The 13564-nt window shown below is 61.0% G+C and carries 11 protein-coding genes; 5 read left to right on the top strand and 6 right to left on the bottom strand.

The annotated features are described in order from the left end of the window. The first annotated feature begins 76 nt into the window (after positions 1-76). A complete protein-coding gene (gene pmbA, locus G5179_RS02695) occupies positions 77-1420 on the top strand; it encodes a metalloprotease PmbA (protein ID WP_421257822.1) in 1344 nt (447 codons plus the stop codon). A gap of 75 nt (positions 1421-1495) precedes the next feature. Here the strand turns inward: pmbA and G5179_RS02690 are convergent, their stop codons facing one another. The 6 genes from G5179_RS02690 to G5179_RS02665 all read right to left on the bottom strand — a co-directional run bounded on the left by G5179_RS02690 (position 1496) and on the right by G5179_RS02665 (position 9540). After that, positions 1496-4051 (bottom strand): TRAP transporter permease, encoded by a 2556-nt coding sequence (locus G5179_RS02690; protein ID WP_227341536.1) that lies wholly within the window; start codon positions 4049-4051, stop codon positions 1496-1498. Positions 4052-4154: 103 nt separating this feature from the next. Beyond that, a complete protein-coding gene (locus G5179_RS02685; protein ID WP_005339950.1) occupies positions 4155-5126 on the bottom strand; it encodes a TAXI family TRAP transporter solute-binding subunit in 972 nt (323 codons plus the stop codon). A 413-nt stretch (positions 5127-5539) separates the two neighbouring features. After that, on the bottom strand, positions 5540-7693 hold the full coding sequence (locus G5179_RS02680) for a S9 family peptidase (RefSeq protein WP_227341535.1): 2154 nt from the start codon (positions 7691-7693) through the stop codon (positions 5540-5542). Between the two features lie 234 nt (positions 7694-7927). Then, positions 7928-8359 (bottom strand): DUF411 domain-containing protein, encoded by a 432-nt coding sequence (locus G5179_RS02675; RefSeq protein ID WP_005339953.1) that lies wholly within the window; start codon positions 8357-8359, stop codon positions 7928-7930. Positions 8360-8405: 46 nt separating this feature from the next. Next, a complete protein-coding gene (locus tag G5179_RS02670; RefSeq protein ID WP_021231559.1) occupies positions 8406-8729 on the bottom strand; it encodes a hypothetical protein in 324 nt (107 codons plus the stop codon). Positions 8730-8817: 88 nt separating this feature from the next. Continuing rightward, complete coding sequence (locus G5179_RS02665) at positions 8818-9540, bottom strand: SDR family oxidoreductase (protein WP_181294842.1); 723 nt, start codon at positions 9538-9540, stop codon at positions 8818-8820. 142 nt (positions 9541-9682) lie between these two features. Here G5179_RS02665 and G5179_RS02660 point away from each other — a divergent pair, with 142 nt between their 5' ends. The 4 genes from G5179_RS02660 to G5179_RS02645 all read left to right on the top strand — a co-directional run bounded on the left by G5179_RS02660 (position 9683) and on the right by G5179_RS02645 (position 13527). Beyond that, entirely contained in the window at positions 9683-10525 is an 843-nt protein-coding gene (locus G5179_RS02660) for a LysR family transcriptional regulator (protein ID WP_005342847.1), read from the top strand. Between the two features lie 101 nt (positions 10526-10626). Next, positions 10627-11223, top strand: coding sequence for an NAD(P)H-dependent oxidoreductase (locus tag G5179_RS02655; RefSeq protein WP_005339958.1), 597 nt, complete (start codon positions 10627-10629; stop codon positions 11221-11223). 67 nt (positions 11224-11290) lie between these two features. Continuing rightward, the gene (locus tag G5179_RS02650) at positions 11291-13144 is read left to right on the top strand and encodes a monovalent cation:proton antiporter-2 (CPA2) family protein (protein ID WP_421257821.1); all 1854 of its coding nucleotides are present in this window, start codon (positions 11291-11293) and stop codon (positions 13142-13144) included. Beyond that, positions 13141-13527, top strand: a complete 387-nt coding sequence (locus G5179_RS02645) for a SirB2 family protein (protein WP_042081419.1) — start codon at positions 13141-13143, stop codon at positions 13525-13527. Before G5179_RS02650 ends, G5179_RS02645 begins: the two co-directional genes overlap by 4 nt. Positions 13528-13564: the final 37 nt, after the last annotated feature.

The following is a 13564-nucleotide window of genomic DNA, read 5'->3' as shown; positions in this document are numbered from 1 at the left end:
TTACCAGCTTCTCCCGCTGGGCGCAGGGGTCTGATATGCTTACCCCCCCTTTCCTTCTTTCATACAGATGTGAGTTATGGATCAGCAAGACCAAATCCGCCAGGATCAAGCCCATCTCGAGGCCGTGGTTGCCGAAGCCCTGGAGATAGCCAAAGGACTGGGCGCCTCGCTGGCCGAAGTCTCCATCAGCAAGCAGACCGGGTTGTCGGTGAACACCCGGGGTTGTGAACTGGAAAGCATTGAATTCAATAAGGATGGCGCCCTCGGCATCGCCGTCTATCGCGATGGTTGCAAGGGATCTTCCTCGACCACCGATCTGAGCAAACCCGCCATTCGTGCCGCCGTTGAAGCGGCCATCGAGATTGCCCGCCACACCTCGGCGGATGATTGCGCCGGTCTGGCGGACGCCGAGCTGCTGGCCTGGGATGCCCCCGACCTGCAACTGTGTCACCAAATCGAGCTGGATCCCCAGCGCGGCATCGATCTGGCCATCGAGTGCGAACGACTCGCTCTGGGTCGCGATGTCCGTATCAAGCACTCCGACGGTGCCGGTTTCTCCAGCCATCTTGGCATCAAGGTCTATGGCAACAGCCACGGCTTCGTCAAAGGCTACGCGGCGTCGCGTAACTCCCTGAGCTGCGTGCTGATCGGCGAGCAGGATGGCGACATGCAGCGGGATTACGGCTACTCCTCCAGCCGTTCCCTCGACGGGCTCTGGAGCGCGCAGCGCATCGCCGACGAGGCGGTGGAGCGTACCGTCTCCCGTCTCGGCGCCCGCAAGATTTCTACCCGCCATGCCCCTGTGCTGTTCCACCCCGATACTGCCTCCGGCCTGTGGGGCCATCTGGTGATGGCCATCAGCGGTGGCAACCTCTATCGCAAGTCGAGCTTCCTGCTCGACAAATTGGGCAAGCAGATCCTGCCAGAGTGGCTCACCATTCAGGAGTTCCCCCACCTGCTGGGCGGGCTCGCCAGTACCCCGTTCGATGGCGAAGGGGTGCGTACCCGCGACATGGATATCATCCGTAACGGCGAGCTGATGAGCTGGCTGCTTACCTCCTACTCTGCGCGCAAGCTGGGGCTGACCACTACGGGTCATGCCGGTGGCATCCACAACTGGCAGGTCTCCAATACCGGCCAGGATTTTCAGGGCATGCTGAAAGAGATGGGTACCGGTCTGCTGGTGACCGAGCTGATGGGGCAGGGGGTCAATATCGTCAATGGCGACTACTCCCGCGGCGCTGCCGGTTTCTGGGTCGAGAATGGCGAAATAGCCTATCCGGTCGAGGAGATCACCATCGCCGGCAATCTGGCCGAGATGTTCAGTCATATCGTGGCGGTGGGTAGTGACGAGGATGAGCGCTCCAGTCTCAAGACCGGCTCGGTGCTGGTAGAGAATATGAAGCTGGCGGGTCACTGATCGCCGCTGCAGCGAGATCGATATCCATAAAAAGAGGGCCGCAATCGCGGCCCTCTGTCTTATTTGCCTGGCGGATTAACCGGCCTTGACGCTGCGGCGACGCTGCAGCCAGACGATCACCCCGAACAGCAGGAAGCCCGGGATCCACATCCACTCCTTGCGCCAGCGATCGGTGGGCGCCTTGACGGTGAGGATCTCCTGATCGAACTCCAGCCCCATGGTGGCGGCCGGGCTGCCAAAGGCGACGTTGTCGATCAGCGTCTTGCCATCCTGCTCATAGAGGCTCAGCCCCAGATTGGCCAGCCGCTCCTCGCCATTTGCCCCATCCGGTACGGCGACCAGCAGGGTGAACTTGCGTGGCTTGCCCACGGCATCTTCACCGAGGATCCGCAGCCGCAGGGTGCTCTCCGCCTCCACTTCACCCATGGTTTGGGCCAGCTGGGCAGGCGGGGTCTCGCGATAGGGGTCGTGCACCATGTCCATCCAGAAACCCGGGCGGAACAGGGTAAAGGCGACCAGCAACAGCAGCACGCTCTCGTACCAGCGGCTCTTCACCAGGAACCAGCCCTGGGTGGCGGCGGCGAAGATCAGCATGGCGATGGTCGCCACGATGAAGATCAGCACCCCGTGGGCGAAGTCCACGTCGATCAGCAGCAGATCGGTGTTGAAGATAAACAGGAACGGCAGCGCCGCGGTACGCAGGCTGTAGTAAAACGCCGTGATCCCGGTCTTGATGGGATCGCCCTTGGAGACAGCGGCAGCCGCGAAGGAAGCCAGCCCCACCGGCGGCGTCACATCCGCCATGATGCCGAAGTAGAAGACGAACAGGTGCACCGCGATCAGCGGCACGATCAGCCCGTTTTGCTGCCCCAGCGTCACCACCACTGGTGCCAGCAGGCTGGAGACCACTATGTAGTTGGCAGTGGTCGGCAGCCCCATGCCAAGGATCAGGCTCAGCAGAGCGGTTAGCAGCAGCATCAGCAGCAGGTTGCCCATGGAGAGGAACTCCACCAGATCCGCCAGCACCAGACCGACCCCGGTCTGGGAGACCGCACCCACGATAATCCCCGCGGTGGCGGTGGCAATGCCGATACCGATCATGTTGCGGGCACCGGCGACCAGCCCTTCCCGCAGATCCACCACGCCGTCAGCGACGGTGCCGTAGTCGTGCTTGCCGTCCTTGCGCAGCCAGTTGAGCAGCGGGCGCTGGGTCAGCAGGATGATCACCAGCATCACGGTCCCCCAGAAGGCCGACAGCCCCGGCGAGAGGCGTTCCACCATCAGGCACCACACCAGTACCACCACCGGCAGCAGGAAGTGCAGGCCGGAGAGCAGCACGGCGCGGGTGTTGGGCAATTCGGTGAGCGGCTTGTCGGGATCTTCGGCAGGCAGCGGTTCATTGCTGGCGGCGATCTTCAACAGGGCCACATAGGTGGCAGCCAGCAGTACCGAGATCCCCGGCAGGGCGTAGTCACCCAGTGCAGGTTTGAGCCAGCCGAGGCCATAGTAGACCGCCAGTGACAGGCCGCTGATGAGGGCCGCGCCAAAGGCAAAACCGGTCAGGCGACGCAGCCAGGGTTTGGGTTGATGGTTGCCGATGGGCTGCATGCCCAGTTTCAGCGCCTCCAGATGGACGATGTAGAGCAGCGCTATGTAGGAGATGGTGGCAGGCAGGAAGGCGTGCTTGATGATCTCCACATAGGGGATGCCCACGTATTCGACCATCAGGAAAGCCGCAGCCCCCATCACAGGTGGCATGATCTGGCCGTTGACCGAGGAGGCCACTTCCACCGCCCCCGCTTTCTCTGAACTGAAGCCCACCTTCTTCATCATCGGGATGGTGAAGGTGCCGGTGGTCACCACGTTGGCAATCGACGAGCCGGAAATCAGACCGGTCAGGCCGGAGGCGACCACTGCTGCCTTGGCCGGGCCGCCGCGCAGGTGACCGAGCAGGCTGAAGGCGAGCTGGATAAAGTAGTGACCGGCACCGGCACGCTCCAGCAGGGCGCCAAACAGCACGAACAGGAACACGAAGCTGGTGGAGACGCCAAGGGCAATGCCGAACACCCCTTCGGTGGTGATCCACTGGTGGTTGGCCAGCGCGGTAAAGCCTACCCCGCGATGTGCCAGCAGTCCCGGCATCCAGGGGCCCGCCAGGCTGTAGATCAGAAAGACGATGGCGATGACCGCGAGTGCCGGCCCCAGGGCGCGGCGCGCCGCTTCCAGCAGCAGCGGAATGCCGATGCAGGCGGTCACCAGATCGGCGGTGGTGAGGGTGCCGGGACGCAGTGCCAGCGCTTCATACATCACGAACAGGTAAGACGCGGCGCCAGCAGCGATCAGACCGAGGGCGATATCGCCGAGGGGAACCCGATCCCGCGGCGAGGAGCGAAATGCCGGGAACACCAGAAAAGCGAGCAACAGGGCAAAGGTGAGGTGAATGGAGCGGGTTTCGGTGTCATTGAGTACGCCAAACCCCACCATGAAGGGGAGTGGCGAGGCGATCCAGAGCTGGAACAGCGACCAGGCCAGCGCCAGTGCGGTGATGAGCCAGCCCATGATGCCAAGCGGCAGGCGAGCGCCCACATCCTGGGCGATCAGTTCCTCGGTAGAGAGTTGTTTATCTTGCATAGGGTTAACTTGTGCCAACGAGTACAACAAGAGCGACACCCGCCCCCGCAATCAGGCGGCAGACGGGTGTCGAAGAGAGTGACAAAGGCCCCGGGGCCTTCAATCAGAGCCAGCCGCGCTCTTTGTAGTAGCGGGCAGCCCCTTCATGCAGCGGTGCAGAGAGACCCACCTTGATCATGTCGGCCTCTTTCAGGTCGGCAAAGGCAGGGTGCAGGCGCTTGAAGCGATCCAGGTTGTCGAACACCGACTTGACCAGCTGATAGACCACTTCCGGATCGGTTTTGGCGCTGGTGGAGAGCACCGCTTTGCCACCGATGGAGGGGGTCGGTTTATCGCTGCCCTTGTAGATGCCGCCCGGGATCTCGGCCTTGCTGTAGTAGCTCTTCTCGGCCAGCAGCTTGTCGATGTCGGCGCCGGTCACAGGTACCAGTACTGCATCTGTGGTGGTGGAGGCTTCCTGAATGGCGCCGTTCGGGTGACCGACGAAGTAGCTCATGGCATCGATGTTGTTGTCACCGAGGGCGGAGGCCTGTTCGGCCGGTTTCAGCTCGGAGACCAGACCGAAGTCACCCTTTTTCCAGCCTTTGACCGCCATGATCTCTTCCATGGTGTCACGCTGGCCGGAGCCCGGGTTGCCGATGTTGACGCGCTTGCCCTTCAGATCGTCGAAGCTGGCGATCTTGGCATCGCGGCGAGCCAGGATGGTGAACACCTCGCTCTGCAGGGAGAAGACGGCGCGCATATCGTCCATGGCCCCTTCGGCCTGGAACGGTGGCAGCCCTTTCATCGCCTTGAACTGGTGGTCGGATTGCATGATGCCGAAGTTGAATTCACCGCTGCGGATGCCGTTGACGTTGGCAACACCGCCGCCACTGGCCGGGGCGTTGCACTTGATCTGGTGATCGGCGGCGCCGCGATTGAGGAAGCGGCAGATGGACTGGCCAGCGACATAGTAGACGCCGGTCTGACCGCCGGTGCCTATGGTCACGAAGCGCTCCTGCGCTTGTACCGGACCACCGAATGAGACACCGACCAGAGCCGCCGACAGGGCGCATGCCAAAGTTAATCCTTTCATTTTTTCTCCCTTTTCTTTGATTTTGTTTATCCGATCCCCGGATAAATTGATGGCAATCCCGTTCTGCGCCGGGCTTGCCTGCTCTTCTCGTTGCGCGAAAGCGGGGGAGTTGATTCCCCCCTTTCCGGCAGTCACCCTCATCCTGTGGTGAGGCTACCGACCTCCTGTCGGTCGAAGATAAATTGGCCCCTGAGGGGCCAAATAAAAAGTTGCAAGCACTCCGATTAAGCACATTCACCCAACATAAATCAAACGAAATGGCAAAATCACGGAGTTTAATCTTGAGAAACATGACCTTGATCATTCATTTTCTAGCCGAAGATTAATTTGATATGAAGGGAAATGGAAGAGGGAAAAACTAGGAGGGGATTCTTATGCGGCCCTTGTGTGACAAGGGCCGGGGTCATAATGGATCAGTTGGCCGGGGTGGCCAGATCCAGGATAAAGGCATACTCCAGCGCGATATCTTCGTAGGCTTTGAAGCGGCCCGACTTGCCACCGTGGCCGGCGTCCATGTCGGTGTTCAGTAACAACTTGTTATCATCCGTCTTCAGCTCGCGCAGCTTGGCGACCCACTTGGCGGGCTCCCAATACTGCACTTGAGAGTCGTGCAGTCCGGTGGTGACCAGCAGGTTGGGATAGGCTTGTGCCTTGACCTGATCGTAGGGGCTGTAGCTCTTCATGTAGTCGTAGTAGCGCTTCTGGTTCGGGTTACCCCACTCGTCATACTCCCCGGTGGTGAGGGGGATCGACTCGTCCAGCATGGTGGTGACCACATCGACGAACGGCACCTGCGCCACCACGCCGCGATAGAGTTCGGGCGCCTGATTGATGACTGCCCCCATCAGCAGGCCGCCGGCGCTGCCGCCCATGGCGTAGACCTGATCCCTGGCACCGTAGCCTTGCTCCACCAGCGCCTTGGTGACATCGATGAAGTCATTGAAGGTGTTCTGCTTTTTCAGCAACTTGCCATCTTCGTACCAGTGACGGCCCAGCTCTTCACCACCCCGGATATGGGCGATGGCGTAGACGAAGCCTCTGTCCAGCAGGCTCAGGCGCGAGCTGCTGAAGTCGGGATCCATGCTGGCGCCGTAGGATCCATAGCCATAGACCAGCAGCGGATTCTTGGGCGCATCAGCCTGCTCTTTCTTGAACTTGTCCTTGCGATAGACCAGCGACACCGGCACCGATACGCCGTCGCGGGCGGTCACCCAGAGCCGCTCGCTGGCGTACTGGTCGGCCTTGAAGCCGGCCACCGGTTGCTGCTTGAGCAGGATGCGCTTGCCGCTCGCCATGTCCAGCTCATAGGTGGAGGCGGGGGTGGTCATGGAGGAGTAGCCATAGCGCAGGGCGCTGGTATCCGGCTCCGGGTTGTAGGCGAGCCAGGTGACATAGGCGGGATCGTCGAAGGCGATCTCCTTCTCTTCACTGCTCTGCCAGTTGATCTGGCGCAGTCGGGTCAGCCCCTTGTTGCGCTCTTCCAGTACCAGCCAATCCTTGAACAGGGCGTAGCTCTCCAGCAGCACGTCCGGATTGGGGGCGATCACCGCCTTCCAGCGATCGACCGGGCTCTCTTTGGTCTCGTAGAGGCCGAAGTTCTTGCCGTCCTTGTTGGAGCGCACATAGAAGCGGCCGCGGTAGTGATCCAGGCTGTATTCGTGATCCACCTGACGGGGCAGGAACAGGCGGGGGGCGTGCTCCGGCTGGTTGGCATCGATCAGCCGTGCTTCGCCTGTGGTGGTGCTGGAGAGGGCGATGACGATGAAATCTTCCGAGGTGGTGGCGTAGAGGCTGATGTAGAAGGAGTCATCCTTCTCCTCGTAGACCAGCTTGTCCGTGGCCGGATCCGTCCCGAGCGTGTGGCGATAGACCTGATAGGGCAGCAGGGTCTGCGGGTGCTTGCGCACATAGAAGACGGTCTTGTTGTCGTTGGCCCACACCAGATTGCCGGAGGTATTTTCCAGTTTGTCGGTGGCCCACTGGCCGCTCTCCAGATCGAGGAACTGGATCTGGTACTGACGGCGGGAGAGGAAATCTTCCGCCACCGCCAGCCAGCGGTTGTTGCGGCTCACCTCAAGGGCGCCGAGGGCATAGAACTCGTGCCCTTCAGCCCGCAGGTTGCTGTCGAGCAGCAGGCTCGCCTGCTCTTCACCGAGCTTGGTGCGCGAGTAGATCCCGTACTCCTTGCCCGGCTCATAGCGGGTCTGGTAGCGGTAGCCATTTTTCACATAGGGCACCGACTCATCCTGCTGGGGGATGCGGGCAACCATCTCTTTGTAAAGCTGTTCGCGCAGGGGTTGGGTCGGCTTGAGCATGGCCTCGGTATAGGCGTTCTCGGCCTTGAGATAGTCCAACACCTCGGGCTTCTGCCGCTCGTCGTCACGCAGCCAGTAGTAGTTGTCGATGCGGGTATCCCCGTGTTTTTTCAGAGTGCGGGGATGTTTGGCGGCCACGGGCGGCTGGATTGGATGTTCGCTTGTCAGCATGGCGGGCTCTTCATTGGCATAAGTGGGGGGGAGAACTGTCAGAAAGGCTAGCAGCAGAACTCCTCGGGAAAAGGTAAACATGTCGCATCCTTGGCGCTGGAAAGGGTTGGTAGACCTGAGCATCGGCTCCATGAATTGGCGTTAAATCTGCCCCTTGTTGCCGGTGGTTGCAAGCAATCCCTTGTTATTGCAGGAAATGTAATCAAAAAAAGCCGCTATCTCGCGATAGCGGCCCTCTTTCTGGCCATGAGCGGCAAGAGTCCGCTCAGGTGTGCCTCACATGATATGGGAGTGCCCTCTCATGGCCAGTTTTCGTCAGCCGGGGTAGCTCGACCAGCGGTTGGTCGCGCCCTCGTTGCTGATACTCAGTACCTCATAGGGATGGCCCGGAATATCCATGCCCGGCGCACTCTGGGGCATGCCCGGAATGGTCAGGCCACGGATCGCCGGTTTTTCCCTGAGCAGCTTCTGTACATCGGCGGCCGGTACATGCCCCTCGATCACATAGCCATTTACGATACCGGTATGGCAAGAAGCCAGTTCCGGCGCGATTCCGTATTGCTGCTTCACTGCGCCAAGCTGCTCGGTTTCGATGACCTCCAGTTCGAAGCCATTCTGCTCCATGTGCTCGTTCCAGCTTTGGCAGCAGCCACAATATTTGGATTTGTAGACGGTCATCTTCTCGGCCGCGAGGGCCGAAAAGCTGACGGTACCGGCCAGCATGGCCAGTAACAGGGGTTTGTACATCACTCACCTCAGATTGAAAGAAAAGATGCCCGATACGGGATGCGTTTCAGATCTGGGGGCGTGGGGGACGTTCGAGCCGCTCGCACGGAGCGTCCGGCATAAAGAGAGAGGGGGAGGCGAAGTCGGGGGTATCCGGTTCCAGCACGGCTACCGTCAGGCTGTCGCTGCCTACCAGCGTCATCGAGAGGGCGGTGGTAAAGCTGCCGCAGGGCATTGCTTTTTCCAGGGTTCGCTCGCTCTGGCTGCAGTGGGTGGTCAGGGTACAGAGGTCGGTTGCGGCCCGACTGCCAAACGACATCAACACCAGCACCAGACTCCACAAGGGGAGCCAGCGACGGGCGTGAGCGAGTTGGCGACGGGTGAGAACCATGGAATGACTCGAAAATAACAAGGGGCACATGGTAACCCTGTGCCCCGGGGGAGGGTCAAGCCCTCCCCATAGAGTCAGTCAGCCAGGATTAAGGTTGCTGACGGGTCGCCGCCAGCACGATCTCGCGCACGCAGACGTTGGCAGGCTGGTTCCAGGCGTAGAGCACGGCATCGGCGATCACTTCCGGTGCAATGACGCCGCCCATCTGATCTTTCCAGTCGTGGTAACCGGCCTTGATGCTCTCGTCAGTGGTGTGGCTGAGCAGCTCGGTTTCGACCGCACCCGGGGCGATGGTCACCATCCGCACGCCGACATCGGCCACCTCTTCCCGGATGTTCTCGGTCAGGGCGTGCACGGCGAACTTGGTGGCGCAGTAGGCAGCATGGTTCGGGAAGGTCTTGCGACCGGCGATGGAGCTGATGTTGATAATGGTGCCGCTGCGGCGCTCCTTCATGCCTGCCAGCACTGCGTGGACGCCGTTCAGCACCCCCATCACGTTGATGTTGAGCATCTGCTGCCACTCGGCGGGATCCTGCACATCGGCCTGACCCAGCAGCATGACGCCGGCGTTGTTGACCATGCAGCCGACCGGGCCAAATTTGGCTTCTGCCTGCTGGACGGCGGCCTTCATGGCGGCGGTGTCGGTCACATCGACCCCGATGCAGAGGGTATTCGGCAGACCGAGTGCCTGCATCGGCTCGACCCGGCGGGCCAGCAGTAGCAGCGGATGACCGGCGGCAGAGAAGGCACGGGCGATGGCGGCACCGATCCCGGCGGAGGCGCCGGTGATCACGACGAGAGATTTGGACATGGGTCTTTCCTTCTGATTCAAGAGTCGGTTTGAGCAAACAGGTGGCTGGCCAGCACGGAACCCAATCACTATAGTCACTGCATCTATAAGTGATAAATATTGTTTTCCGCTGGTTATCATCTGAAAAAACTATGGTTGGTTTATGCTGGACTTGAGATTGCTGCGTTTCTTCATCGCCATCTATGAAGAGAAGAACATCACGGCGGCGGCCGAGCGCTGCCACGTCAGCCAGCCCTCCCTCTCGGCGGGACTGCGCCAGCTGGAAGAGGCGCTCGGTGACAGCCTGTTTGTCCGGGGCAAGAAAGGGGTGGTGGCGAAAGATCCGGCCCACTATCTCTATCCTCACGCAGTCAAGCTGGTGGAGGAGGCGCGCCGTCTGCCGGAGCTGTTTCGCCAGAAGGCGACGCGTGCGAGGCTCAATATCGCTATCATGCCGGACTTGAGTCGCCGTCGGGTGGCCGGGCTGTTGCAGCAAGTGCAGGGCGTGTTGCCGCAGCTGGATCTCACCCTCTCCGACTACACTACGCCCGCCGACTGCCGCTTGACGCTGGATGCCTTGCGCCGGGAGGACGAGATCTTTCTGCCGCTGTGGGAGGAGGATTACGTGCTCTGCGTGCCGGTCGACCATCCCCTTGCCAGTCGCGAAAGGATCGAGCTCGCCGAGCTGCAACATTATGATTTTATTGAGTGCCCGCCCTGCGAAGCCCATCAGCAGACTATCGGCCTGCTGGCCTGTGACCGCCTTACCCTCAATCTGGTGGCCAAGGCCGAGAGCAAGGGGCTGGTGATGGCGCTGGTGCTGGCAGGGGTCGGCATCAGTTTTCTGCCGGACGGGCTGGTGGAGGATGAGGCGGGGCTCTGTACCCTGCCGGTGAGCGGGCCGCGGATGTTTCGCCGGATTGGGCTCTGCTATCCCGCCCACCAGACCCTCAATCCGGCGCTGCGGGAGCTGATCCCCGAGTTGGCAGGCTATGGCGCTTCCTGATAAGGTCGCTCTCCTGTGCACCTTTACGATGCAGCTCCCCAGACTCCCCTTTTCTGTTTACCTCGCCTTGCACCGCAAGGCTTTGTTCGGGTGATGTGGTCATGAAACGCATTCTGGTTATTTTTTCCCATCCCGCGCTGCAGAGCTCGCGGGCCAACAAGCAGCTGTTGCAGGCGATTGAGGGGCTGGAGGGGGTCACGGTTCACGACCTCTATCAGCACTATCCCGACATGTTTATCGATGTGAAGCGGGAGCAGGCGCTGCTCTGTGAGCACGACATCATCGTCTTTCAGCACCCGTTTTACTGGTACTCCTGCCCGGCCATCATGAAAGAGTGGATGGATCTGGTGCTGGAGTATGGCTATGCCTATGGCCCCGAGGCCCACGCCCTCAAGGGCAAGCAGTGGCTGAGCGCCATTACTACCGGCGGGGCGCCGGAGTCCTACTGCAGCGAGGGTTACAACAGCCGACCGCTGCTCGATTTTCTGCTGCCATTTCAGCAGGCTGCCACCTTGTGCGGCATGAACTGGCTGCCCCCCTTCGTGCTCCACTCCTTTCACAAGATCAAGGATCCCGCCGCCCTGCGCCGCTGTGGACAGGATTACCGCCAGCTGCTTTGCGCCTTGCGTGACGATCAGCTGACTCCAGAGCAACTGGCCGGGCGCCCTTATCTGCGCGACTTGCTGGAGGTGCTCTGATGAAACACGGACAGCTTGTTGGCCGAGCTTATGAGCCGGATCTGATGTTCACACGGAGGGCTGACTGATGGGCCACGGGATCCTGTTTGATGCCTTTATCTATCTCTCTGCCGCCGTCATCGCGGTGCCGCTGGCCAAGCGCTGGGGGCTCGGTTCGGTGCTTGGCTACCTGCTGGCGGGGATCATCATAGGCCCCTTTCTGCTGGGGTTGGTGGGGGAGCAGAAGGATGTGATGCACTTCGCCGAGTTTGGCGTGGTGCTGATGCTGTTTCTGGTCGGTCTTGAATTGCGTCCGGCCCTCTTGTGGCAGTTGAAGGGGCCGATCCTCGGCACCGGCGGCCTGCAGGTGCTGCTCACCACGGCGGCACTGACCGGCGTGGCGCACCTGATTGGTCTGCCGCTGCAACAGGGGCTGGCCATCGGCCTCATTCTGGCGCTCTCCTCCACCGCCATCGTGTTGCAGAGCCTGCAGGAGCGCAAGCTGATGCAGAGCGAGAGCGGTCGCTCCGCCTTTGCGGTGCTGCTGTTTCAGGATATTGCGGTCATTCCGATCCTGGCGATCCTGCCGCTGCTGGCCATGGCGCCGGTCGCTAGCAATGGTGGCTCCGAGCTGGCGGGTTGGCAGCATGGTCTGCTGGTGGTCGCGGCCATCTCCGGCATCGTGCTGGGTGGCCACTATCTGATGCGGCCGGTGTTTCGTGCCATCGCCCAGTCCCATATGCGGGAGATCTTCGTCGCCGCCGCCCTGCTGCTGGTGATCGCTATCGCTGTGCTGATGGAGTCGGTGGGGCTTTCGCCTGCACTTGGCTCCTTCCTCGCCGGTGTGGTGCTGGCCGACAGCGAATATCGTCATGAGCTGGAGGCAGACATTGAGCCGTTCAAGGGCTTGCTGCTCGGCCTGTTCTTTATGTCGGTGGGGGCGGGGATCGACTTCGGGCTGTTTGCCGAGCACCCCTTCCTGATACCCACTCTGGTGGTTGGCCTGATGGTGCTCAAATGGCTGGTGCTGATGGCGCTCGGCTTCATCATCCGCATCTCGCCGAGCCAGCGCTGGACCTTCGCGCTGGCGCTCGCCCAGGGCGGTGAGTTTGCCTTCGTGCTCTTTTCGTTTGCCGCGCAAAACAGGGTGCTGCCCGGTGAGACCATCTCCCTGCTGACGCTGGTGGTAGCGCTCTCGATGGCGCTCACCCCACTGCTGCTGATCCTCAATGATCGGGTGATCCAGCCCTGGTTCGATTACCGTAACCAGAGCGATGCGCCGCAGCATGAGCAACCTGAGCTGGTGGAGCATCCGGTGATCATCGCGGGCTTCGGCCGCTTCGGTCAGATCGTGGGGCGTCTGCTGCACGGTCACGGCATCGGTACCACCATCCTCGAGCAGGATGCCAGCCAGATAGAGACCCTGCGCAAGTATGGCTATCAGGTCTTCTATGGCGATGCCAGCCGGATCGATCTGCTCCATGCCGCAGGGGCGCACAAGGCGAAGCTGCTGGTGCTCTCCATCAACGATCCGGCTACCTCGCTGGCGGTGATCGAGATGGTGCAGAAGCACTTCCCGCACCTGAAGATCCTGGCGCGAGCGCTGGATCGACCCCATGCCCACGAGATCCTGCGCCACGGGGTCGAGAGCGTTCACCGGGAAACCCTGGGCTCTGCGGTCGATCTGGGGGTGGAAGCCCTGACCCAGCTTGGGTTTAGGGCCAACCAGGCCTGGCGGGCGGGGCAGACCTTCAAGCAGCACGATAACTGGCTGTTGCGCGAGCAGGTCAACTATCTGGATGACGAACACACTTATATCAACAAGAGCCTGCAATACCGGGAGATCCTCTCCGATCTGTTGCAAGACGACGAGGAGGGGCAGGAGCGTATCCATGCCCACAACTGGAATAGCGGGCTACCCAACGACAAGGAAGCAAAATGATTGCCTATTACCCCATGTTCAAACACCTGCATATGACGCTGGCGCTGGTCAGTCTGCTGCTCTTTATCTATCGCTGGAGTCTGGCGCTGGCCGGCAGCGATCGGTTGCAGCAGAAGTGGCTGAAGATCCTGCCGCATATCAACGACACCTTCCTGCTGCTGTTTGGTGTGTTGCTGGCGGTGGCCTTGCAGTTGAGCCCAGGTCAACAACCCTGGCTGATGGCCAAGCTGATTGCACTGGTTCTCTATATCGGTCTGGGTGTCATGGCGCTCAAGCGGCCGGCCCGCGGTCAGAAGCTGGTGGCCGGTGTGGCGGCACTGGCGGTATTTGGGTACATGGTCGGTGCGGCCATCACCAAGTCAGCCTGGTCGTGGCTGATGTGATTTGGCTGGGAGGGAGGATTGCCTCCCTCCGGCTATC

The sequence above is a fragment of the Aeromonas sp. 600886 genome (assembly GCF_049174935.1).
Taxonomy (GTDB): Bacteria; Pseudomonadota; Gammaproteobacteria; order Enterobacterales; family Aeromonadaceae; genus Aeromonas; species Aeromonas veronii_A.
This window is presented reverse-complemented; position numbering and strand designations above follow the sequence as displayed.